Annotated in this window: 16 protein-coding genes; 8 read left to right on the forward strand and 8 right to left on the reverse strand. The window is 64.8% G+C overall.

Features of this window, described 5'->3' with window-relative positions; translation table 11 throughout:
* The first annotated feature begins 50 nt into the window (after positions 1-50).
* Entirely contained in the window at positions 51-731 is a 681-nt protein-coding gene (locus tag RS897_RS25390) for an O-methyltransferase (protein ID WP_315831467.1), read from the forward strand.
* Positions 732-759: 28 nt separating this feature from the next.
* Here the strand turns inward: RS897_RS25390 and RS897_RS25395 are convergent, their stop codons facing one another.
* The 5 genes from RS897_RS25395 to RS897_RS25415 form a co-directional block, all read right to left on the reverse strand.
* A complete protein-coding gene (locus RS897_RS25395) occupies positions 760-1,668 on the reverse strand; it encodes an acyl-CoA desaturase (protein ID WP_315831468.1) in 909 nt (302 codons plus the stop codon).
* A gap of 237 nt (positions 1,669-1,905) precedes the next feature.
* On the reverse strand, positions 1,906-3,882 hold the full coding sequence (locus RS897_RS25400; protein WP_407654300.1) for an SGNH/GDSL hydrolase family protein: 1,977 nt from the start codon (positions 3,880-3,882) through the stop codon (positions 1,906-1,908).
* Positions 3,883-3,993: 111 nt separating this feature from the next.
* A complete protein-coding gene (locus tag RS897_RS25405; protein ID WP_315831469.1) occupies positions 3,994-5,046 on the reverse strand; it encodes a lysylphosphatidylglycerol synthase transmembrane domain-containing protein in 1,053 nt (350 codons plus the stop codon).
* A 651-nt stretch (positions 5,047-5,697) separates the two neighbouring features.
* Complete coding sequence (locus RS897_RS25410; protein WP_315831470.1) at positions 5,698-6,132, reverse strand: hypothetical protein; 435 nt, start codon at positions 6,130-6,132, stop codon at positions 5,698-5,700.
* Positions 6,133-6,235: 103 nt separating this feature from the next.
* Positions 6,236-7,930: a mucoidy inhibitor MuiA family protein gene (locus RS897_RS25415; RefSeq protein WP_315831471.1), complete on the reverse strand. Its 1,695-nt coding sequence runs from the start codon at positions 7,928-7,930 to the stop codon at positions 6,236-6,238.
* A gap of 222 nt (positions 7,931-8,152) precedes the next feature.
* Between RS897_RS25415 and RS897_RS25420 the strand changes: the two genes are divergently transcribed.
* Positions 8,153-8,755: a hypothetical protein gene (locus RS897_RS25420; RefSeq protein ID WP_315831472.1), complete on the forward strand. Its 603-nt coding sequence runs from the start codon at positions 8,153-8,155 to the stop codon at positions 8,753-8,755.
* 6 nt (positions 8,756-8,761) lie between these two features.
* Here the strand turns inward: RS897_RS25420 and RS897_RS25425 are convergent, their stop codons facing one another.
* From RS897_RS25425 to RS897_RS25435, 3 genes are all read right to left on the reverse strand, one after another.
* Positions 8,762-9,805 (reverse strand): YiiG family protein, encoded by a 1,044-nt coding sequence (locus RS897_RS25425; protein WP_315831473.1) that lies wholly within the window; start codon positions 9,803-9,805, stop codon positions 8,762-8,764.
* 291 nt (positions 9,806-10,096) lie between these two features.
* Positions 10,097-10,522 (reverse strand): universal stress protein, encoded by a 426-nt coding sequence (locus RS897_RS25430; RefSeq protein WP_315831474.1) that lies wholly within the window; start codon positions 10,520-10,522, stop codon positions 10,097-10,099.
* An 87-nt stretch (positions 10,523-10,609) separates the two neighbouring features.
* Positions 10,610-11,152 carry a SixA phosphatase family protein gene (locus tag RS897_RS25435; protein WP_315831475.1) on the reverse strand — a complete coding sequence of 181 codons (543 nt, stop codon included), beginning with the start codon at positions 11,150-11,152 and terminating at the stop codon, positions 10,610-10,612.
* 289 nt (positions 11,153-11,441) lie between these two features.
* Between RS897_RS25435 and RS897_RS25440 the strand changes: the two genes are divergently transcribed.
* The 6 genes from RS897_RS25440 (at position 11,442) to RS897_RS25465 (ending at position 21,127) form a co-directional block, all read left to right on the forward strand.
* Positions 11,442-12,890 carry an NAD(P)/FAD-dependent oxidoreductase gene (locus tag RS897_RS25440; RefSeq protein WP_315831476.1) on the forward strand — a complete coding sequence of 483 codons (1,449 nt, stop codon included), beginning with the start codon at positions 11,442-11,444 and terminating at the stop codon, positions 12,888-12,890.
* Positions 12,891-13,039: 149 nt separating this feature from the next.
* Complete coding sequence (gene msrB, locus RS897_RS25445) at positions 13,040-13,558, forward strand: peptide-methionine (R)-S-oxide reductase MsrB (protein ID WP_315831477.1); 519 nt, start codon at positions 13,040-13,042, stop codon at positions 13,556-13,558.
* A gap of 381 nt (positions 13,559-13,939) precedes the next feature.
* Positions 13,940-15,766 carry a flagellar hook protein FlgE gene (locus tag RS897_RS25450; protein WP_315831478.1) on the forward strand — a complete coding sequence of 609 codons (1,827 nt, stop codon included), beginning with the start codon at positions 13,940-13,942 and terminating at the stop codon, positions 15,764-15,766.
* Between the two features lie 102 nt (positions 15,767-15,868).
* Positions 15,869-17,725, forward strand: coding sequence for a flagellar hook-associated protein FlgK (gene flgK / locus RS897_RS25455; RefSeq protein ID WP_315831479.1), 1,857 nt, complete (start codon positions 15,869-15,871; stop codon positions 17,723-17,725).
* Between the two features lie 195 nt (positions 17,726-17,920).
* Positions 17,921-19,408 carry a flagellar biosynthesis protein FlgL gene (locus tag RS897_RS25460; RefSeq protein WP_315831480.1) on the forward strand — a complete coding sequence of 496 codons (1,488 nt, stop codon included), beginning with the start codon at positions 17,921-17,923 and terminating at the stop codon, positions 19,406-19,408.
* Positions 19,409-19,897: 489 nt separating this feature from the next.
* Entirely contained in the window at positions 19,898-21,127 is a 1,230-nt protein-coding gene (locus RS897_RS25465; RefSeq protein ID WP_315831481.1) for a flagellin N-terminal helical domain-containing protein, read from the forward strand.
* Positions 21,128-21,262: the final 135 nt, after the last annotated feature.

The following is a 21,262-nucleotide window of genomic DNA, read 5'->3' on the forward strand; positions in this document are numbered from 1 at the left end:
GACTCGCTGCGGATCTGCCTATGATCCCACCCCCGTGGAGGTCTCGAGCGATGAGCGTTCTTCATGATCCGGATCTGGAGCGCCTGCTGACGCTGCTGCATGCGACGAGCGACGCCCAGCTTGCCGAGATGCGGGCCTATTTCGAAGCGCAGGACAAGCTCGCCGCCCCGTCGCCGGAGGACGATGCGGCTCGCATCAAGGACTACCTCGCCGACAAACTGGTGGCGCTCGATCGCGACAAGGCGGAGTTCTGTTATCAGCTCTGCCGCGCGAACAATGCCCGGCGCATTGTCGAGATCGGCTCGTCGTTCGGTGTCTCCACGCTTTATCTGGCGGCCGCGGTGCGCGACAATGTGCGCTCCGGTGGCGAGGGCGTGGTGATCGGGACCGAATACGAGCCGGCGAAGGCTGTGGCGGCGCGCGCGAATTTCGTGGCTGCCGGCCTCGACCGCTTCATCGATCTGCGGGAAGGCGATTTGCGCGAAACCCTCAAGACGATCGAAGGTCCGGTGGACTTCATGCTGGTCGACATCTGGATTCCGATGGCGCGGCCGGCGCTCGAACTGGTGGCGCCGCATCTGCGCCCCGGCGCGATCGTGATCTGCGACAACACGACGGACTACCGCGCCGACTATGCCGACTATTTCGCCTTCATCAACGATCCCGCCAACCGCTTCCGCACCATGACGCTGCCGTTCGACGGCGGACTGGAATTGTCGGTGCGGGTTTAGGACGTTTTCCAGAGAAGTGGGTACCGGTTCACTTGCGCCAAACGCGAAGCGTATGCGCGGAGGTTGCGAGCCGCCGCAGCGCGTAGCGCGGCGGCAGATCCGACGGGGTGCGGATATTCCAGACCAGGCCGGCGCGCGCGAACGCCGACAGCGCCCACCACCCGGGATCGAGTTCGCCTGACTCATGCGCCAGGCGTGCCGAGCCCGGGAATGCATGATGATTGTTATGCAGGCTCTCGCCCATGGTCAGCAGGCTGACATAGCCGACGTTGTAGCCCTGCACACCGGCGCCCTCGATATGCCAGGTGCGGGGGCCGCGATTGTGCGCGAAATAGCCGACCAGCCAGTGTCCCACCAGCGACAGCGTGACACGCACGCAAATGCCCCAGATGACCCACGGCAAACCGCCGATCGCGAAAAACAGCACCGCCCATGGTGCCTGCTGCAGCATGAAGGTTCGGTCGATGATCCGATAGAACAGATCGTCGCGGACGCGCGGTTCGATGAGCAGGGTCGGCGGCCGGTCCAGTTTCAACTCGCAATGCAGCTGCCACCAGGCATCGCGCCAGATCGGATTGCGATGCGCCAGAAATGCGTGACAGGTGGTTCTGCGCTGCGCCCAGTCGCGAATGTCGTGCTGCCGGATCATCCCGAACGGACCAGCCATTCCGACCAGCGTGCCGAGATAGACGAAGATGCGCTCCAGCCAGAGCGGGCAGGCGAACGCGTGATGAATCAGCCGGCGGTGCATGCCCAGCGAATGTCCCAGGCAGATGGTGACGGCGGTGGTCGCGAGGAACAGAACGAACGCGCCCCACGTGACTGAGATCGGCCCGCCCACGACGGCGCCCAGTGCCATGGCGGAGATCCAGAGCGATTTTGCCGGGGCCCAGACCACGCGCCCGGCATTGGCGTCGGTGCCGGCAGCTTCAGTCATGCGCGGCGAACGCTCCATCGCGACGGTGGCGGCATCGAGGTCCGAACTTGTGCGAGGTGTGGAGGCTCTAGGATTGGACGGAACGGCTGGCTGTGCAGGCATGGCATCGACCATCGCGACAGCTCCCTGGACGACACGATCATGTCTCACCCCTTGGTCGATGCAAGACCTTTTGGGGTTCATGAGTCGTGCGAACTCAAACCTGCTGATGCGGAGGAGCAGGCGCTGGAGAACGCTCTACCGCTGCACCGCCGGAGCAAGTGGCAGCGGCTCGCGTGTGACCGCGGGCTCCGCGCCGCCGAGGCCGAGCACGCCGGCCATCGCCGGCAGCGCGGCGTCGGCCATCGCGGCGTGGCCTTCAGCGGTCGGATGAATCGCGCCGCCATAGACCGCCGAGAGCACGCCCCAGGTGGCGTCATGGATGTCGGCGGGCAGCGCCGAGGACGACACGCCCTGCGGATAGGTCATCGCGGCGAAGTAGCTGTCGTTGGCATCACGGATCCAGCGCGCGCGCGGCAGGTAGGCGCGGAATTCGCTGGCGCCGCGGCCGCAGGTCATCGGTGCCGCGGGGGCGTCGACCAGGTCGGCGGTGAAGCTGTCGCCCTTGGCCGAGAAGCATTGCCGGTCGAAGTCGGGATCGTTGGCGCCGCGGGCGCAGAAGCCATGGTTGGCGAACGCCTGCTGGTGCTGATCGACGAAGGTCATGCGGTCGCCGTTGGGATCGCGGCACAAGACGCCACCCTGGCATTGTGCGAGGTCCCGCAGCCGTGGCAGAAACTCGCTCTGCACATAGGCCGTTACCCGCTGCAGCCGCCCGGGATCGGCCGTGAAGGAGGGATGGATATCGAAGCCCGCCGGGCCGCCCGGACAGGGCGCGCCATTGAGCAGCGCGGGATTGGCATAGGAGACGTAGACCACGCGTGACAGGTCGCCGCCGACCAGCGGTTTGAGCGCCTCGCGCATCTTGCCAAAGCGCTGCGGCAGGTCGCGCTGCAGTGTCGCGCGGCTGTCGTCCAGCGCGCCCAGCACGCCCGAGCGGCGGAACAGCGCGCGCTCTGTCGGGCCGTTGACGATGACGTCGGCGACGAGGCCGGAGAAGTCGATATCGTTGGCGCCGACCGACAGCAGGATGAGATCGAGTTGGCGCGACGGCTGCCGGCGCTTGGCGGCGGCAAGCGCATCGCGCAGTTCGGATAGTTGTGCGTTGACGGTGCCGGCGCAGGTCACCGCATTGCGGGTGAACAGGCACTCCCGCGCCTTCTGCGACCCGAACAGGCCGTCATTGATGGTGGCGCCGGTGCAGGCCAGCGGCAAATAAGTGACCGCGATATGCTGATACTGCGCCGCGAGCGCCAGCGCCGCGCGGGTCTGATAGCTGTAGAGCGAGCGGTGGCAGGCGGCATTGAACCATTGCGCGCTGAGCACCTGCCAGGAGCGCAGGCCGGTGCCCGAGGTGTCGCCGCCTTCGCAGGCCCGCGCGCCCTTGAAGTTGGCGCGGCCGGGCCGGTAGTACTGCTTGGCCGGGCCACCAAGGTAGGACTGGAAGCAGAAGCCATCGTCGGCCAGCGCCACCGGCCGGTCCGGATTGCCCTCACCGGACGCGACGGAATCGCCGAGCCCGGCGATGAAGATGTCGCGGACTTCGATCTGGGTGGCCACGCGCTGAGAAGGGTCCGCTCCGCTGGAGACGTCGACGGTGGCGGCGGTGGCGCGGCCGTAGCGGACGCGCAGATTGATCGGCTCGGCGCAGTCGAGCGTCGACTGGCGGGGGCCGTCGCCGTCATCGAAAGTCCAGGCGCAGGTGGCGCCGACCGGAATGGCGCCGGTCAGGCGAACCGTGACCGGATGCTCGGTCGGGGTGAGGTAGCTTTCCTTGACGCCGTCGCGGGTGCAGGGCTCGATGACGCGTCCGGTCGGATCAATGCAGAGGCGCGCGACGGTGTTGCGCGCCCAGCCACGGCCGTCGCTCTGGGTTGCGAGCGCGTCTTCGGAGGCCAGCACGCCGCCGGCGCGCAGGCTTTCGGTATGCAGCAGGAAGTCGCGCTCCTCCCGGAACAGCCGGAAGCGGTTGCGTACTTCCCAGGAAATCTGCATCGCGCCGTCGGCGGTCTGGGCTGCCGCGAACTCCGGCGCGCCGATCACGAGCGCTGCGAGAGTCAGGCCGATCCATCGCAGGCGAGCGAGCGGGCGGGACGTCTGCGGACGGGTTTTCATGGCAGGCCCGACAGCGCCGAGGGAGGTCACGTTACGGGCGGTCATGGCGCTTATGAAGGACCAAGGTGAGGCGAAAATAAGGGACTAGCCGGCCTTGCCGAAGGGAATGTCTTATTCGGCCGGATGATGCTGGCGGTTGATGCGTTGCGGCACGGCGATCCGGTTCAGCGTTTCCGACCGGCGCCGTTCGTTCCATGGTTTCACCACGTTGAGCCAGAGTTCACGAAAGCCCATGATCGAGATCGAGATCGCGAACGGGATCAGGAAATACAGGATGCGGAACACCAGCAGCGACGCCAGCAGCTGTTCCTTGCCGAACTGTGGCAGCGCCACCAGCATCGCGGCATCAAACACCCCGAGGCTGCCCGGCGCGTGGCTGGCGAAGCCGATCAGGGTCGCGAGGATGAACACCACCGCCATCGAGACGAAGTCGACTTGCGGCGTCGCCGGCATCAGGATGTACATCGCCAGAGCGCAGAAGCCAAGATCGACGACACCGATGAAGATCTGCAGCATGGTGAGCGGCGCCGACGGCAGCACCACCTTCCAGCCGTTCTGCCCGAGTTCGCGCCGGCCGTTGGCGAGCCAGATCAGGTAGATCGCGATGCCGGCGAGGCAGCCCAGTGCGATCAAACGATTGATCGACGGCGGCAGCAGGTCGATGGCGCTTGCGGCGGCCGGATGCCAGGCCATGCCGATGCCCAGCACGAACATGTTGCCAAGCCAGAACGTCAGCCCGGACAGGAAGCAGATCTTGGCGACATCGATCGCGGTGAGGCCCCAGTCCGAATAGATCCGGAACCGGATCGCGCCGCCGGTGAAGACGGTGGCGCCGATATTGTGGCCGATGGTGTAGCTGGTGAAACTCGACAGCGCCGCGATCTTGTAGGGCACATGGTGTTTGCCGATCGTTCGCAATGCGAACAGGTCGTAGAACGTCAGGGTAAAGAATGCACAGATCACGCACAGCGCCGCCAGCGCGATATCGGCCGGTGATTTCTCCGTCAGCGCGATCAGCACGATGCCGGTGTCCACGCCTTTCAGCGTGCGAACCAGCGTCGTGATGGCCAGGATGATGATCAGAACGCTGGCAGCGATGCCGATCCGTTTCCAACCAGTTCGTCCCGTGAACCCGCGTTTAAGCGCGGTCAGCAGTCGATGCATTCATCCTCCCGGCGGGGCACGACACTCAGGTGAGCCGATTGTAAATTGACCGCGTCGACCAGTTGGATATCAACCAATGCGACGGGCAGGGGACAAGCGGCTGCGGGAGCGATCATAGGCGAAAACTCAGTGGCAAAAAACCGGACACCGGCTGTCTTTGCGGCGATCCGATGTACCAACGGCGAACACGGTTAAATCCCCAGAGCTGTTCGAACAAAGTCGTCGCAAGCAGTGAATCCAAGAGCATTGAAAGGGGCTGTTACATTAACGGCTTCATACACGCTTCGTTGCCGAGGATATAGGGCTTCTGAGCAAGGCATCCAGTCCGCAATATGACGATCGCAATGGCTTCTGGGCTGTCGCAATCCGGACACATTGCCGACCAGACCACCTTGTTGTTGGGAATTGGCCGGGTTTTCCCTCCGTCGGCGAAGAACGGGTAAATGGTTCCTCGGTTAGCCCTCGACAAGCAATGCATCCGTCGTGCTGCCTAACCGTATGTTCGCGGAAGCGGTGATGGGGTGCGTTCGACTTTCGAAGGGCGAGGCGATCGATCCGCGGCTCAAGAGCGGCTTTCTGACGCAGCTGATCCGAGAGGTGTCCCGATCGATTGTGTGAAGGCGCGGGGCACAAGCCTGCGCCTTTTGTGTTTCAAGTGCGGCGAAGCGCGAAGTGGGCGCCGCAAAATGCCATGGCTGCGCCGAGACAGAGCGCGACCAGGCCTCCCAGAACGCCGGATACCGTCGGAATTGCGGTCGGGCCCGAGGCGGCCTGGCCGGCGGCGGCCAGCAGCAGCACGCCGACCCCGATCAGAAATTGCCGCATGCGCAGCGGGATTTGCCCGCCGACGGCGCTATCCATCAGCGAGGCCGTGACGTAGCCGCCGATGAAGGCGGCCAGCGCCACCAGCCACCAGGCGAGCGCGGCGGCGGCCGGAATCAAATCGCCGGTGTCCGATCGCCACAGCGTGGCGAGGTCGAGCCCGAATCGCTGTCCGATCATGTGGACGGCAAGCGCCAGCAGCACGCCGGACAGCATGGCTGCGGCATGGATCAGGTGGCGTGGGAAAGAGGCCGTCTGGGGCATTGGTCTCATCGATGTCGGGCGCGGACCTATGCCCGCCATGTCTTGACGGTGTCATGACATGGCGGTCTTAGCATGAAGCCTGCGGCGGATTGAAGACTCCCAGTTACTTGGGCTCCGCATGCATCAGGATTTCCCGGTCGCCCGGCCACTTCAGGCGCCAGCCGAACCGGATGTCCTTGGCCTCGCTGGCGGCGAGGTCGAAAGTCCAGGCCGAGACGCCACGTTTGTCGGCAACCGATTTGTCGGTGGCAGGCGTGTTGCTCGACAGCGGCTCGACCGTGATCTGGTTCACGTCCGAGACCGGGATGCGGTCGGTGAGCATGATATGGATCGGCGCCTCGTGGAGATTTTTGATGCTGGTCTTGAACTCGGTCACCTGCGAGCGGGAGCTGTTGATCCAGCCGGGTTCGTTGTCCTTCTGGCGCAGCGGCACCCGCGCCACCTTGATGCGATCGTCGCTGCCGGCGCCGAGCGTTGCCTTGTCGCCAGGCGCCACCAGCGGGAAGCGACCTTTGCCGACAAAGATGCCGTCGCGCTGGATATTCACCTCACCGGGCAACAACGGTGCGTCCTCGTTCTGGATGAAGGAGAGGTCGAGATAGGCGGTCTGGTCGAGCGCGGGCGAGATCCGGGCCGTCAGCTCCGGCGGCAGCGTGGTCGAGGACAGCGCGAAGGTTTTGGGCGAACCGTCGCGCGGCACGCTGACGCGTCCCGGCACTTTGAACGAGGCCTGGAAAGCACCGGCATCGAGGGTTGCAAACACCGGTTTCGCCGGCTCCATGGCCTGCTCCTTGGCGACCGGCGGCGGCGCCATGGCGGTGGAGGGAACGGCAGCGGGAGCCGCGGCCTTGAATTCCCTGCGCGCCCTGTCCGCCGCACCGGCTGCGCGCGACGCGGCATAGAAATCATCGGCGAAGGACACGATCATCGGCGTCACCTCGGGCGCCGCGGTGCCGCCCTGGGTGCGGACGGTCGAGACCGCAATGGTCGCCTCGTCCCAGTCTTCCCCGGTGCGCTGCGTCACCTCGGCGCGCCGCACCAGTTCGAGCGACGGCTTGCGGCCCTTGGCGCCGGTGTCGAGTTTGGCATCGTAGCGCGGCGTCCAGGCCGCCTGCGAGACGCGATACACAATGGTGAGGGTGGCCTTGAGCGCGCCGCCGGCGGCGACCGCCACCGTGATGTCGCGCTTTGGCGCGCCGGGCTTCGCGGTCGCCGGGCGGGCCTGCTCGAGGGCGGCGATCTGTTCGGTCAGCTCCGTGCGCTTACCGCGCGCGACACGGATATCCTCATTGACCCGCGCGAGTTCGTCGCCGACCACGTCCCAGGCGGATTTCCAGTTGGCGGGATCGATGCCCTTGTCGTCCTTGCCCTGCCCGGTGGGACTGGTCTCGCTGAAACGCACGATGCTCTTGCGCTTGACGTCCAGGGCGTCGAGCCGGGCGGCGATGGTTTCGCTCTGGTCCTTCAGCGCGGTGATCCTGGCTTCGAGCGCTGCGTCCACCACTGGCCTCGCGTCGCCGGGCGACAGGCGGGTCTCGACCGAACCGATGGCCAGCGCGCCGTCCGCGATCGCCTCGACCCGCACCGAGGCCGGATCGAGCACGGTGGGCAGGCCCTTGATCAGCAGGGTGGAATTGCCCTGCGGCAGCGCAACCTCGGTCAGCCGCGTGACCATCGCGCCGTCGGGAAAGACGGTGACGGCATCGATGCGTGAGGGTGCATCGATATCGGCGGCGTGGGCGGCGGTGAGCGCAAGCGGAGAGGCGGCTGCGAGGAAGGCGAGGGTGGTGATGCGCATGGCAATGCTCCGGTCCTAAAAAATCCCCTGCGTACGTCATCGGTGGACAATTCGGCGGCTTGGCGGCGGCGGCGCGGCGTAAAACGGATGCGACCTGAGTGCCGGCGTCGCACCTCGCGCGCATCTCCCATATGGGATCGGCTGGACCGCTCGTCCCTGCAATCCTATACCGGTGCCGGACCGGTTGCTGCCGGCCTCGGCCCGTTTGTGACAAGAGGTGGCATGTTGCCGACCCAACTGGCGATCTCCGGTGACACGGCCGCCACGAGGCCGTCATATCGCTACAAGCCGTCGCTCATCGGCACGCCCTGGACGTTCGATCTGACCGACGACGGATTGTCGTGGCGGATGGGCGCGCGGTCGGGGGTGTGGCCGTACGCCACTATCGCTACGATCCGGCTGTCCTACCGCCCGATCTCGATGCAGTCGCGTCGCTTTCGGGCCGACATCTCGAACCTGTCAGGCAAATCGATCCGGATCCTGTCGGTGAACTGGCAGACCCCGGCGCTGGTCGCGCCGCAGGACGAGCCCTACCGGACGTTTGTGCAGGAATTGCATCGCCGCGTCGCGGCTGCAGGCGGCACGCCCGTGCTGGTCGCCGGTCTCGGTCGCCGAACATATGCTCTCGCCGGGATCGCGATGGCGCTGGTCGTCCTTGGGCTGGCCGCGCTGTTCATCCGCGCGGCCATGATCGGCTCCTACGGCGGGATGTTATTTTTGGCAGGCTTCGCGGCACTGTTCGGCTGGCAACTCGGCCGCTTCATGCGCCGCAACAAGCCGCGGTTTTATGCGGCCGGCGATGTGCCGCGCGATCTGCTGCCATGAGCCGCGTCATTTCCGGAGCAGGGTGAAGATCTCGCTCGGCAGCTGCAGGTCGATGGTGTCGCGGACGACCCGGAAGTCGGTGCGGGGACGATCGTCGGCCGCGTCCTTGAACGCCGCGGGATTCGCCTTGATGTCACGCAGCATCTTGCGCATCTTCACCGCAGCGTCCTCATTGAGATCGCTGTCGTAGAAGCGCGCCTGCGGCGAGCCTGATTTACCGATGTCGGCGGCGAATTCGGCGCGGCGCTTGTCGGCGAGCGCCGAGATCGCGGTGGTGAGCTCGGTGAGCTTGTTGATGTCGGCGGCGCGGCCCTTCGCAAGTTCATCCGCAAGGCCGCGGGCCTGCTGCCAGTCGGCCAGCATGGTGCGTGCAGCGTCGGCCTGCGTGGCGTTGGGCAACAGGCGATCGATCGCCACTTTCACGGCGTCGACATAGACGGTGTGAAGATCGTTGGAGGCGGCGTGACAGGATTTGCCGAAGGCCACCAGCCGCTCGTTGAGCGCGTCGCCCTTCTTGAACTTGTCGCCCTCATAGTCCTTCGCGTTGACGTAGTTCGACATTTCCTTGAAGACGGGAAAGCTGTCCTTGATGATGGTGTTGGCATTGGTCATCGCCTGCGACAGGCGCTGCTGCAGGTCGGCGCCGAAGGCGGCCGAGACCGGAGGCAACTGCTCGAAAGTCCGGATCGAATAGTTCAGCACCAGCACCGGTGTGCGGCCATTGCGCCATGACGGATACTGGTTGGAGGCCCACAGGGTCCAGGCCGCGTTGGCGCAGGCGCTCTGCAGGGTTTTGATCGCATCGAGTGTGTTGGATACCTCCGCCGTTTCCCTGGCCGCGGACTTTGCAGCGGGATTGGCAGTGGAATTAGACGGTGCCTGCGGCTTCGTTTCGGTCGGTGTGCGACCGGAGCTCGGTGCCGGTGTCTCGGAATTCTGCCAGGGCCACGTCCATGCGAGTCTGGTTGCACGTCCGTTGTCCTGTGCGCCGGCCGGCGTGGCCGCCTGGGCCAGCAGGACGGCGATCGCAGCGAGATGGAGATTCCGCATCGGACAACAGCCTCGTCAAACAGTAGGAGGCCGCACGTGCGGCCGGCCTCCAAAGGAATTCGTGGTGAAATTTCAACAGGCGTCGCTCCCTGAGGAAGCGGCTGCTGAGGCGAGGCCGGGACTTTACACAGCTGTCGTGGCTGAGCCAGCCGTGCGGGCGCAGAGCGGGAATTCCTCAGCGGGCAGATCAAATGGCCTTATCGAATGGGCTTAAAAACTTGACGCGTTTTCTCCGCGCAAACGCTTCGCGTTTGTCGCGGGGAACCGGTCCCCACTTCGCTCGAAAACGCTTTAATGTCGCACCACCAGCACCGAGCACTTGGCGTAACGCACCACGTGGCCGGCGTTGGAGCCGAGGAAGTAGGTGCGCATCGCCGGCCGGTGCGAGGTCATCACGATCAGGTCGGCGTGGATGCTGGCTGCTTCCTCCAGGATCTCGTGATAGATGCCGCCCTGGCGCACGATGGTGGAAATCCGCCGTGCCTCGATGCCGGATTCTGCGGCGACGATGGTCAGCGCTTCTTCGGAGGTCTGGCGTTGCTGGGTGTCGAAATCGGCGGGCACATATTCCGCCAGCATCACCGGCGTCATCGGCAGCACGTTGAGAAGGCGCACGGTGCCGCTGAAGGTCTGCGACAGCGTGGCTGCGGTTGCGATGGCGGGTTTCGCGAGATCGGTGTCGGAGAGATCGATCGGGACCAGAATTGTCTTGAACATAGGCGTCTCCGTGTCTTGAACACCATGAGGTGCTGCGGTTCGGATCGTGCGCTACTTCCCAACTCCACTGTTCTACGATTGACGTCGCTACTCGCCGCCTGAGGCCTCCTTCAGCAGGCGCGGGCTGACAAAACGTTCCAGGCGTCCGCGCCGGAACGACACGTCGCCCCAGTCGTCGGTCGCGAAATCGATCACCGTGAGGCCGCTGGTCGGCAGGTTGTCGAGCAGCGCCTGCCGGGCCTTGCTGCTGCCGCTCGCGACCAGCGCCAGCGCGAGTTCATGAAGCCCCGGATTGTGGGCGATGACAAGCAGCCGTTGCGGATTGTCGCCGGCGGCGGCCTGGATGATGCCGAGCAGGCCACCGGCATCTGCTGCGTAAAGTTCATCGAGGTGGTCGATCCCGATTTTCGCTTTTTTGGGCCACGCGTCCGAGATGCCGTCCCAGGTCTGCCGGGCCCGGACCGCCGTCGACACGAACGCATGGTCCGGCAACAGATCCTGCTCAGTGAGGTAGGTGCCGATTCCAGCGGCATCGCTCCAGCCGCGCTCGTCGAGTCGGCGGTCACGGTCCTTGCCCGTGGGGGCGTCTTTCTCGGTCTTGGCGTGGCGCAACAGCAGCAATTGGCGCATCAGCAGTCTCGGTTTCGGTCCAGCTCCAATGAATAGTGTAGATGATAAGTGTGGTGGTTTGGAAATTCCCCTTTACCCTGCGGCGAGTCGACCCAGGGAATTTCCAAACCAGAGCCACACTAGAATCTAGAGCCACACTAGAATCTAGAGCCACACTAGAATCTAAAGTGTCCAGTGTCCTGTCGAATCCGAAGTTCGCTCAGAGGTTGCAGCAAAGTATGGCGAACTTCGGATTCGGGACACTGGGCGACAACGTGACAAGCGACCACGCTAACCGTAAATAAAAACCATGACGACGGCCGGGAACAAAGATGTCGAGGACAAGAAGCCGGGGGATAACGCCGCAGTTGCGCCGGCGCGGCCGCGGCTGACCTTCGATCTCGACGTCGATGTCTGCGTGGTCGGTGGCGGCCTCGCCGGATTGACGGTGGCGCGGGAGATGGCCCGCAGCGGCGCGAGCGTCGCGGTGCTGGAGGGCCGGCAGGTGGGCTGGAACGCCTCCGGCCATACACTCGGCACCGTGATGCCGGGATTCGGCCACCCGATCGCGGATCTGATTGCGCGCGTCGGTTTCGAGGACGCCCGCGAATTGTGGGCGCTGGCGCAGGAGGGCGCGGATTACATTCGCGCCGCCGTCGCCGACATGCCCGGCATCGGCTTCTCCGAAGGCGCGCTCGAGGTCTCGACGGTGGACAGCGGCGACGAGTTGATCAGCCGGCTGCAAACCCTGGGGGAAGATTTCGGCACCGACGTCGAAGGCTGGCAGGCCGAGCGCGTGCGCGAGGTGCTGCGGACGCCGCGCTACTTCCACGCCATCCATTATCCAAAAGCGTTCCAGATCGATGGCCGCCGTTATGTGCATGGGCTGGCCGCACTCGCCGAGCAGGCCGGCGTGCGCATTTTCGAGGACACGCCGGTGGTCGGCCTCGATCCGGCCGGCATCCGCAAACGCATCGCCACGCCGCAGGCCAAGCTGCGCGCCTCGCATGTGGTGCTGGCGGGTGGCGTGCATCTCGGCGCACCGCTGCAGCGGCTGTCCGACACGCTGCTGCCGGTGCAGCGCTGGGCCGCGGTGACCGAGCCGCTGGGCGAGCGGCTCGCTGACGTCATCGCATTCCAGGGATCGGTCAGCGACACCGGCGGTCTTGCGCATTATCGCATTGTCGAGGGCGATCGGCTGATGTGGTCGGGTCCCGAGACCACCTGGACGACGGGTCCGGAGGCGAAGCCCCAGCGGGTCGGACGGACCATCGCCCGCCAGATCCAAGCGCTCTATCCGCAACTCGGACAGGTCGCGATCTCCGAGGTGTTCGGCGGCGTGTTCGGCCGGACCGTGCACGGCATGCCGCAGGTGGGGGAATGGCGCCGCGGCGTGTGGGTGGCGAGCGGTTTTGGACGACAGGGGCTGAACACGTCGGCCGCCGCCGGGCAATTGATCGCGGGCGGCATCCTGCACGGTGACGATCGCTGGCGGCTGTTTTCGCCGTTCGAACTGGTGTGGGCGGGCGGCCATCTCGGCAAGATCGCCGGCCAGGCCGTCATCACCTGGTCGCGCGGGCGGGCGACCGCCGCCGGCATTCTGGCGCGCTATCGTGAAGGGGCGCGGGCCCGCGCCCGCGCGCAGGAGGCCCGGGCGATCGCTGCCCGCGATGCACGCACGGCCCGGCTTGCCGGCCGGCGCCCGGATTCGCCCGAGGGCTCCGCGCCGCAGTCGATCACGGATGTCACCACGCCTTAGCCAGCCGGGGTCGGCGCCGGAACAGTCGCCCGGGAACCGGGGAGGCTCGCGAGAAAGTGAGCAGGGCGGCGGCGTCTGGTGTAACTTTGGGGCCGGGACGCCGTAACTTGGGTGAACGCTTTCAGGGAGCCCTTGCCAGGGAAACGACCATGACCGATCGCCGCCTGTTGCTGACCACCGTTGCCGGCCTGTCGTTTCTCGCCGCCTTTCGCTGGCTGCGCGGCGATGCCCATGCGGCCGGGGCATCGCAGAGTAAGTCCGAGACCTTCGAGATCAGCAAGACGCCGGAGGAATGGCGGCGCCAACTGAGCTCGGCGCAATACGGCATCCTGCGCGAGCATGGCACCGAGCGGCCCTACACCAGCCCGCTCAACAAGGAGCACCGCAAGGGTACCTTCGCCTGCGCCGGCTGCGACCTGCCACTGTTTGCCTCCGAGACCAAGTTCGACAGCGGCACCGGCTGGCCGAGCTTCTACCAACCGCTGGCGGATGCGGTGGGCACCACGGAAGACCGCACCTTCATGATGCTGCGCACCGAGGTGCATTGCCGCCGCTGCGGCGGTCACCTCGGCCATGTGTTCGACGATGGCCCCAAGCCGACCGGGCTGCGCTACTGCATGAACGGGCTGTCGCTGACCTTCAAGCCGACAGACGCGTCGGCGTCGTAGGTGCGCCTGTCCCACGACTATTTGTGACGGAAAGCGCTTCACAACATTCAGCGTCATCCGCGGGCTTGACCCGCGGATCCAGCTTAAACGCACACGTCGCGTTCTGATTTTGTTGACGAAAGCTGGATTGCCGGGTCAAGCCCGGCAATGACGGAGAAAAAACGCCGCGCCTGATTTTGCGTTTCCATCCGTATCAACATATTTCCCGGTAATTCTTGCCGTCCTAGGCAAGAGTGCACCGGTGGATTCGCCCCGTTAATTATTTAGATCGTTGAATTTACTGAATAAAATGCTTTGGCACGCAACTTGCGATGTCTGCTTCGAACCGTGGCCTGATTTTGTGAACACCGGCAGCCACCCGGTCGAAGTTGGAGACGAAGCATGGGTCTTTTCGGCGCTCTCACCACCTCCGTCGCGGGCCTTCGCGCCCAGTCCTATGCGCTGGAAAACATCTCCGGCAACATCGCGAACTCGCAGACCACCGCCTTCAAGCGGATCGATACCAGTTTCCTGGATCTGATCCCGCAGACCGGGGTCAACAACCAGCTCGCCGGCAGCGTCACCACCGGATCGCGTGAAACCAACACGGTGCAGGGCGACGTGCAGAGCGCGGCGGTCTCCACCTACATGGCGATCAACGGCAACGGCTTCTTCGTGGTGCAGAAGCCGGGCTCCTTCGCCGACAACCAGCCGGTGTTTTCGGGCGTCGACAACTACACCCGCCGCGGTGACTTCGCACTGGACAAGAACGGCTATCTGGTCAACGGCGCCGGCTACTATGTCGAGGGTGTTCCGATCGATCCCTCCACCGGCAACATGACCGGCAGCGTGCCGCAGGTGCTGAAGTTCGCCAACGACTTCCTGCCGGCGGTGCCGAGCTCGGTGGTGAACTATCGCGCCAACCTCTCGAGTTATCCGCTGACCACCAAGAGCGACAAGTCGGTCCCTGGCTCCGAGCTGCTGCGCCCGGCGGATTTCACCGGCGGCAACCCGCGCACGCTCGGCACGCCGGCGACGCCGCCGACCGACGCGACCGTGACGGGGGCGGCCAAGAACAACAAGTTGACCTCGCCGACAGCGATCACGGGATCGACGTTGTTGAACGGCGCTACCAACACCGATTCGCTGACGACCAATTTTGTCCTGGGCGATACCATCACGGTGAACGGCACCCCGATTACCATCGTCAATACCGGCACCAATTTGGCAGCCAACCAGATCGACCTCACCACCGGCACGATCCAGGATCTGTTGACGAACATCGACAAGATCACCGGTGCGTCAGCGACAGTGCCGCCGACGCCGTCGACCATCAGCGGCGGCAAGATCACCCTGCATACCGGCACAACCGCCGACTTGGCGATCACCACCAGCAACGCCACGGCGTTCGGAGCCCTCGGTATGACCGCGCCGGTGAATGTGGCGCGCATCGGCGGCGGCACCGCCGGCACCGGCAAAGTGGTCGGCAACGACCTGACGGCCTTCATCAACGAATCCATCAGCGGCGGCGCGGTGACGGCCTACGACATCTCCGGCTCGCCGGTCAGCCTGCAATTCCGCTGGGCCAAAGCGGATTCGGCGTCGCTCGGCGCCGGCCACACCGACACCTGGAACCTGTTCTACCAGGTCGACCCCAACGCCACCGGCACCGACACCGCCTGGCAGAACGTCAACACCGACTTCACCTTCTCGGCGAACGGTCAGATGAATCCGCCGATCAGCGGCATTACGCTGACCACGCCGACCGTCGGCGGCGTACCGCTCGGCAACATCCAGCTCAATTTCGGCGCCGGCGGCATCACTCAGTTCGCCGACGCCAACGGCAACGTCAAGGTCAACCAGATCCAGCAGGACGGCTTCCCGGCCGGCTCGCTGCAGACGGTGTCGATCGGCCAGAACGGCCGCGTGGTCGGCAATTATTCCAACGGCCGCAACATCGACCTGGCGCAGATCTCGGTCGCGACCTTCAACGGCACCAACTTCCTCAAGCGCATCGACGGCGGCGCATTCCAGGCGACCGACCAGTCCGGCGCGGCGCTGTTCGGCAGCGGCGGCACCGTCGTCGGCTCGTCGCTGGAAAGCTCCAACACCGACATCGCCGACGAGTTCACCAAGCTGATCGTCACCCAGCAGGCCTACTCGGCCAATACCAAGGTGATCACGACGGCGAACAGCATGGCGCAGGATCTATTGAACGTGATGCGCTAACGCGCATCACGCCGATAATGTGATGCGCTGACGCGCATCGCGCGGAAAATTGAAAACGATCGTCAATCTGGTCCCGACCGTAACTGAAAAGAGCCGTTCGTCATGAGTCTCAGTCAAGCTCTCTCGATCGCGATGTCGGGGCTGCGCGCCAACCAGCTCGCGCTGTCTCTAACGTCGTCGAATGTGGCCAATTCCGACACGCCCGGCTACGTCCGCAAGACCATCAATCAGATCCAGACCACGTCGGGCGCGATTGGTGCAAACGTCGCTGTCACCGGCGTCAACCGCGAGCTCGATCTGTATCTGCAGCAGCAGATCCGAACCGAGCAGTCCGGCGCCTCCTATGCCGACCTGCGCGCATCGATCCTGGGCAGCCTGCAGGCGATCTACGGCACCCCCGGCAACACCGGCACGCTGGAGACCTCCTTCAACAAATTGGTGACGGCGGTGCAGGGGCTGTCGACCTCTTCCGACAGCCAGTCGGCGCGGGTCGGCGTGGTCAATGCGGCGCAGTCGCTGGCGTCGCAGCTCAACAGCATGTCGAACGGCATCCAGTCGCTGCGCAGCCAGGCGGAAGCCGGGCTCAATTCGGCCGTCAACACCGCCAACACGGCGATGCAGCAAATCGCCAGCCTCAATGCCAAGCTGCAGGGCACCAACAACAACGATGCCGCGGCCGCCGCGCTGAAGGACCAGCGCGACCAGTATATCGACCAGCTGTCGCAACTGATGGATATTCGTGTCATCGACGGCGGCAACAATCAGCTGCAGGTGTTCACCAATTCCGGCGTGCAGCTGGTCGGCGCCGAAGCCTCGACCCTGTCGTTCAATCCGCAGGGCACGGTGACGCCGAACACGCAGTGGGATGCGGACCCCACCAAGAGCAACCTCGGCACGCTGACGCTGAATTTCCCGAACGGCGGTTCGCTCAACCTGAACCAGACCAACTCGATCCGCTCCGGCACCATCGCCGGCTACCTCGAGCTGCGCGACAAGACGCTGGTGCAGGCGCAGACCCAGCTCGACCAGTTCGCCGCCGGCATGTCGAGCCTGTTGTCGGACAAGACCACGGCGGGCACCGCGGTGACGTCGGGCGCCTCGAACGGCTTCGATCTCGATCTGTCCGGCCTGCAGACCGGCAATGTGGTCCATCTCACTTATACCGACGCCGCCAACGTCAAGCATCAGGTCTCGCTGGTGCGGGTGGACGATCCCTCCGTGCTGCCGCTCTCCAACAACGCGACCACCGATCCGAACGATCAGGTGATCGGCGTCGATTTCTCCGGCGGCATGGCGTCGGTGGTGAGCCAGCTCAATGCCGCGCTAGGCCCGGCCAACCTGCAGTTCTCCAATACCGGCTCGACCCTGCGGGTGCTCGACAACGGTTCGGGGGCTGCGACCGTCAACGCCGCCTCGGTGACGTCGACCACGTCGTCGCTGCAGGGCGGTAGCGGCGAGCTGCCGCTGTTCACCGACGGCAGCAGTCTCTACACCGGCGCGATCACGGCCGGCGGCCAGCAGTCGGTGGGGCTTGCGGCGCGCATCCGCGTCAACAGCCAGATCGCCGGCGATCCCGCCAAGCTCGTGCAGTACAGCGCGACCACGACGTCCGGCGACACCAAGCGGCCGGATTTCCTTTATCAGCAGCTCACCGCCGGCAAGTCGCTGTATCCGGCCTCGACCGGCTTCGGCACCACGGTGACGCCGTTCTCCGCAACACTGGGCAGCTTCTCGCAGCAGATCACCGCGGCCCAGGGCCAGGCGGCGGATACCGCCAAGCAGATCGCCGACGGCCAGGACGTGGTGCTGAGCACGCTGCAGGCGAAATTCAGCAACCAGGCCGGCGTCAACATCGACGAGGAACTGGCGCATCTCCTCTCGCTGCAGAACGCCTATGCGGCGAATGCGCGGGTGATGTCGACGGTGAAGCAGATGTTCGACGCGCTGCTGCAGGTTTGAGTGCCGCAAGGTCGCCAAGCAGTAGGGTGGGTTAGCCAACGGGTCCGCGCGAAGCGCGGCCCGATGACAGGCTCCGCGTAACCCACCGCTGTCTCGGCGATGTGCAAATGGTGGGTTACGCCTTCGGCTAACCCACCCTACGAGTGACTGCTGCGTTATCGGTTCGGTGCGACGGTTTTTGAGAGTGGGGTTATCATGACGGTTAGCGGCGTAGGCTTCAGGACATCGTTCCTGTCAACGCGAATCCTGGATCTGCAGAGCCAGTTCGACGATCTGCAGGCCCAGCTTGCCACCGGCAAGAAATCGGACAATTACGCGGGCATGGGCGTCAACCGCGGCTTCGCCATCGCCCTGCGCGCGCAGATCTCCAGCATCGACTCGTTCGCCGACACCATGACCAACGTCACCACCCGCATCAACGTCGCCAATGCGGCGCTGACCCGGATCAGCACGATCGGGACCACGGTGCAGGGCGCGGCGACCTCGTCCTCGACCCAGATCACCAGCAACGGCCAGACCATCGCCCAGGCGCAGGCGCGCAGTTCGCTCGACGAGATGCTGAATCTCTTGAACAGCCGCTCCGGCGACCGCTACCTGTTTTCCGGGCGTGCCACCGACACGGCGGCGGTTGCGTCGACCGACGACATCATGAATGGCGTCGGCGCCCAGGCCGGCCTCAAGCAGCTGATCAACGAACGCAAGCAGGCCGATGTCGGCACCGGGACCGGACGGCTGACCCAGGCGACGCCGACACCGACCTCGATCTCGCTGACCGAGGACGCCGGCCCGTTCGGGCTGAAGCTCGCCTCCGTCACCTCGTCGGCCGGCAGCGTCACCGTCAGCGGGCCGACCGGCTCGCCCGCGACCGAGTCGATCGATCTCGGTGCGACCAACCTCAACAATGGCGACACCATCACGTTCGCGTTCAAGCTGCCCGACGGCAGCAGCGAGAATGTGCAGCTCACCGCCACCACCACGGCGCCGCCGCAGACCGGCCAGTTCCTGATCGGCGCGAATTCGACCGCGACTGCGGCCAACCTCAATGCCGCGCTGACCACCGGCGTCAGCAACCTCGCCAACGGCGCGCTGGTCGCGGCTTCCGCCATGAAGGCGTCCAGCGAGTTCTTCAGCGGCAATCCGGTGCCGCGGGTCACCGGGCCGTCGTTCGCCACCGCGACCACGCAGACGCCGGGGACATCGGCGAACACGCTCTCCTGGTACACCGGCGAAACCGGCACGGATTCGGCACGTGGCACCGCCACGGCGCGGATCGACGACGGCATCAGCGTGCAGTATGGCGCCCGCGCCAACGAGCAGGCCTTCACCAACCAGCTGCAGACCATCGCGGCCATGGCCGCCATGAGCACCGTGACCGGCGACCCCAACGCCAACGCCCAGATCACCGGGCTCTACCAGCGGGTGTCGACCAAGCTGTTGCCGCAGACCGGCCAGCAGAGCGTGCAGGACATCGCGGCGGATCTCGCCGGCGCGCAGGTCTCGATGAAATCCGCCGGCGACCGCCAGGCGCAGACCAAGAACACCGCGCAGACCATGCTGCAGTCGATCGAAGGCGTCACCGACGCCGAGGTCTCGGCGAAACTGCTCGCCGTGCAGAACAGCCTCAACGCATCGTACCAGACGACCGCGATGCTGTATCAGACGACGTTGCTGAAGTATTTGTAGGGGTAGACAGCTGTCGCCGCGCATGGCGTCTGGTTTGTTTTTCCGGAGCGGATCATCCTCTCCGGGTCATTGCCGGGCTTGACCCGGCAATCCAGCTTTCTTCGGCGACATCACCGCGCGCATTTGAGCGCTTAAGCTGGATCCGCGGGTCAAGCCCGCGGATGACGCTGAGTGTTGGGCGGAGCTTTCTGACAAAACTCCCCCGAACGACTCTGGCCTGCCGTGGGCAAACCAAGCCTTCAACGAAAGCCCACTCAGCGCATTCCGATCGCTGCCGTTCAGGTTTGCTTAAGATCCTGACGCCTCGCCCGCCTGATTCCCGTCGGATCGCTTCCACCATCTTTACCCATTTTTAAGCACGTTTTTTGAACAGGAGCGGTACCACCGTATCTCCTGTTCCAATTCATTTTTCATTGATCATTTGGCTTCAGGTTCCACGGGCTCGGCCAAGAAGGCCGATTGTTGCGTAACGCCAGAAAGGTCGTTCACATGGCTATTACTCTCACCGCTTCCGTTCGCCAGAACCTGCTCTCGCTGCAGGACACCGCGAGCCTGCTCTCGACCACGCAGGGCCGTCTTGCCACTGGCAAGAAGGTCAACAGCGCGCTCGACAATCCGACCAACTTCTTCACTGCCGCCGGCCTCGACGCCCGCGCCAGCGACATCAACAACCTCCTGGACAGCATCGGCAACGGCGTGCAGGTTCTGCAGGCTGCCAACACTGGCATCACCTCGCTGCAGAAGCTGGTCGATACCGCGAAGTCGATCGCCAACCAGGCGCTGCAGCAGCCCGGCGGTTACAGCACCAAAGCTAGCCTCCTCACCGACGCTCCGGCGACCGGCGTGGCGGGCACCGCGACCGACCTGACCGCTGGCGGCACGAACGCGCTCCAGGGCAAAACGCTCGTCTTCAAGACTTCGGCGACTGCTACGACCACGCTGACCCTCAGCAATGTGGCCGGTGCCGGCAACGTCAACTCGATCGATGCGATCAACACCGCTCTTTCGACGGCCGGCGTTCAACTGACCGCAAGCGTCGGTGCTACCGGTGCGATCACCTTCACATCCACCAACGATGCTGCTTCGCAGACGATCACCAAGACCGGCACCTACGCTGCGCCGGGCGCCGGCTCGTCGTCTTCGGTCGACATCTCCGGTACGGTTGGCACCACTGCGGCGGTTACTGCTGCTGTTGCGGACGTCAACTCGCAGAACACCCGTGCGGGTCTGGTCGCTCAGTACAACCAGATCATCCAGCAGATCACCACGACGGCGCAGGACGCGTCCTTCAACGGCATCAACCTGCTGAATGGTGACTCGCTGAAGCTGGTGTTCAACGAAACCGGCAAGTCGACCTCGACGATCGCGGGCGTGACCTTCGATCCGAACGGCCTCGGCCTGGCTGCGGCCACGGTTGGAACCGACTTTATCGATAACGTCGCCACCAACAAGACGCTGACCGCGCTCAACACCGCCAGCGTCACGCTGCGCTCGCAGGCTTCGGCCTTCGGTGCCAACCTGTCGATCGTGCAGGTTCGTCAGGACTTCAACAAGAACCTGATCAACGTGCTGCAGACCGGCTCGTCCAACCTGACGCTGGCTGACGCCAACGAGGAAGCGGCCAACAGCCAGGCGCTGTCGACCCGCCAGTCGATCGCCGTCTCCGCGCTGGCGCTGGCCAACCAGTCGAACCAGAGCGTTCTCCAGCTCCTGCGCTGATTTCAGCGACAGGTTCGATCCATCACGACGGCGGGGCTTCGGCCTCGCCGTTTTTTTGTGTCTGCGGTTCAGGTTAGCGCCCGATGTTCTGAAGTTGAATCAGCGTAAACCGGCCCGACGCTCAGCGTTTGAGCG

Source organism: Bradyrhizobium prioriisuperbiae (assembly GCF_032397745.1).
In the GTDB taxonomy this organism is placed as follows: domain Bacteria; phylum Pseudomonadota; class Alphaproteobacteria; order Rhizobiales; family Xanthobacteraceae; genus Bradyrhizobium_A; species Bradyrhizobium_A prioriisuperbiae.

Excerpts from the sequence above, each read along its gene's own strand:
- RS897_RS25410 (WP_315831470.1), bottom strand. The coding sequence starts at position 6,132 with ATGCCCCAGACGGCCTCTTTCCCACGCCACCTGATCCATGCCGCAGCC.
- RS897_RS25400 (WP_407654300.1), bottom strand. The coding sequence starts at position 3,882 with ATGAAAACCCGTCCGCAGACGTCCCGCCCGCTCGCTCGCCTGCGATGG.
- RS897_RS25440 (WP_315831476.1), top strand. The coding sequence starts at position 11,442 with ATGACGACGGCCGGGAACAAAGATGTCGAGGACAAGAAGCCGGGGGAT.
- RS897_RS25435 (WP_315831475.1), bottom strand. The coding sequence starts at position 11,152 with ATGCGCCAATTGCTGCTGTTGCGCCACGCCAAGACCGAGAAAGACGCC.
- RS897_RS25420 (WP_315831472.1), top strand. The coding sequence starts at position 8,153 with ATGTTGCCGACCCAACTGGCGATCTCCGGTGACACGGCCGCCACGAGG.
- RS897_RS25460 (WP_315831480.1), top strand. The coding sequence starts at position 17,921 with ATGACGGTTAGCGGCGTAGGCTTCAGGACATCGTTCCTGTCAACGCGA.
- RS897_RS25405 (WP_315831469.1), bottom strand. The coding sequence starts at position 5,046 with ATGCATCGACTGCTGACCGCGCTTAAACGCGGGTTCACGGGACGAACT.
- RS897_RS25430 (WP_315831474.1), bottom strand. The coding sequence starts at position 10,522 with ATGTTCAAGACAATTCTGGTCCCGATCGATCTCTCCGACACCGATCTC.
- RS897_RS25415 (WP_315831471.1), bottom strand. The coding sequence starts at position 7,930 with ATGCGCATCACCACCCTCGCCTTCCTCGCAGCCGCCTCTCCGCTTGCG.
- RS897_RS25465 (WP_315831481.1), top strand. The coding sequence starts at position 19,898 with ATGGCTATTACTCTCACCGCTTCCGTTCGCCAGAACCTGCTCTCGCTG.
- RS897_RS25395 (WP_315831468.1), bottom strand. The coding sequence starts at position 1,668 with ATGACTGAAGCTGCCGGCACCGACGCCAATGCCGGGCGCGTGGTCTGG.
- msrB (WP_315831477.1), top strand. The coding sequence starts at position 13,040 with ATGACCGATCGCCGCCTGTTGCTGACCACCGTTGCCGGCCTGTCGTTT.
- RS897_RS25390 (WP_315831467.1), top strand. The coding sequence starts at position 51 with ATGAGCGTTCTTCATGATCCGGATCTGGAGCGCCTGCTGACGCTGCTG.
- RS897_RS25450 (WP_315831478.1), top strand. The coding sequence starts at position 13,940 with ATGGGTCTTTTCGGCGCTCTCACCACCTCCGTCGCGGGCCTTCGCGCC.
- flgK (WP_315831479.1), top strand. The coding sequence starts at position 15,869 with ATGAGTCTCAGTCAAGCTCTCTCGATCGCGATGTCGGGGCTGCGCGCC.
- RS897_RS25425 (WP_315831473.1), bottom strand. The coding sequence starts at position 9,805 with ATGCGGAATCTCCATCTCGCTGCGATCGCCGTCCTGCTGGCCCAGGCG.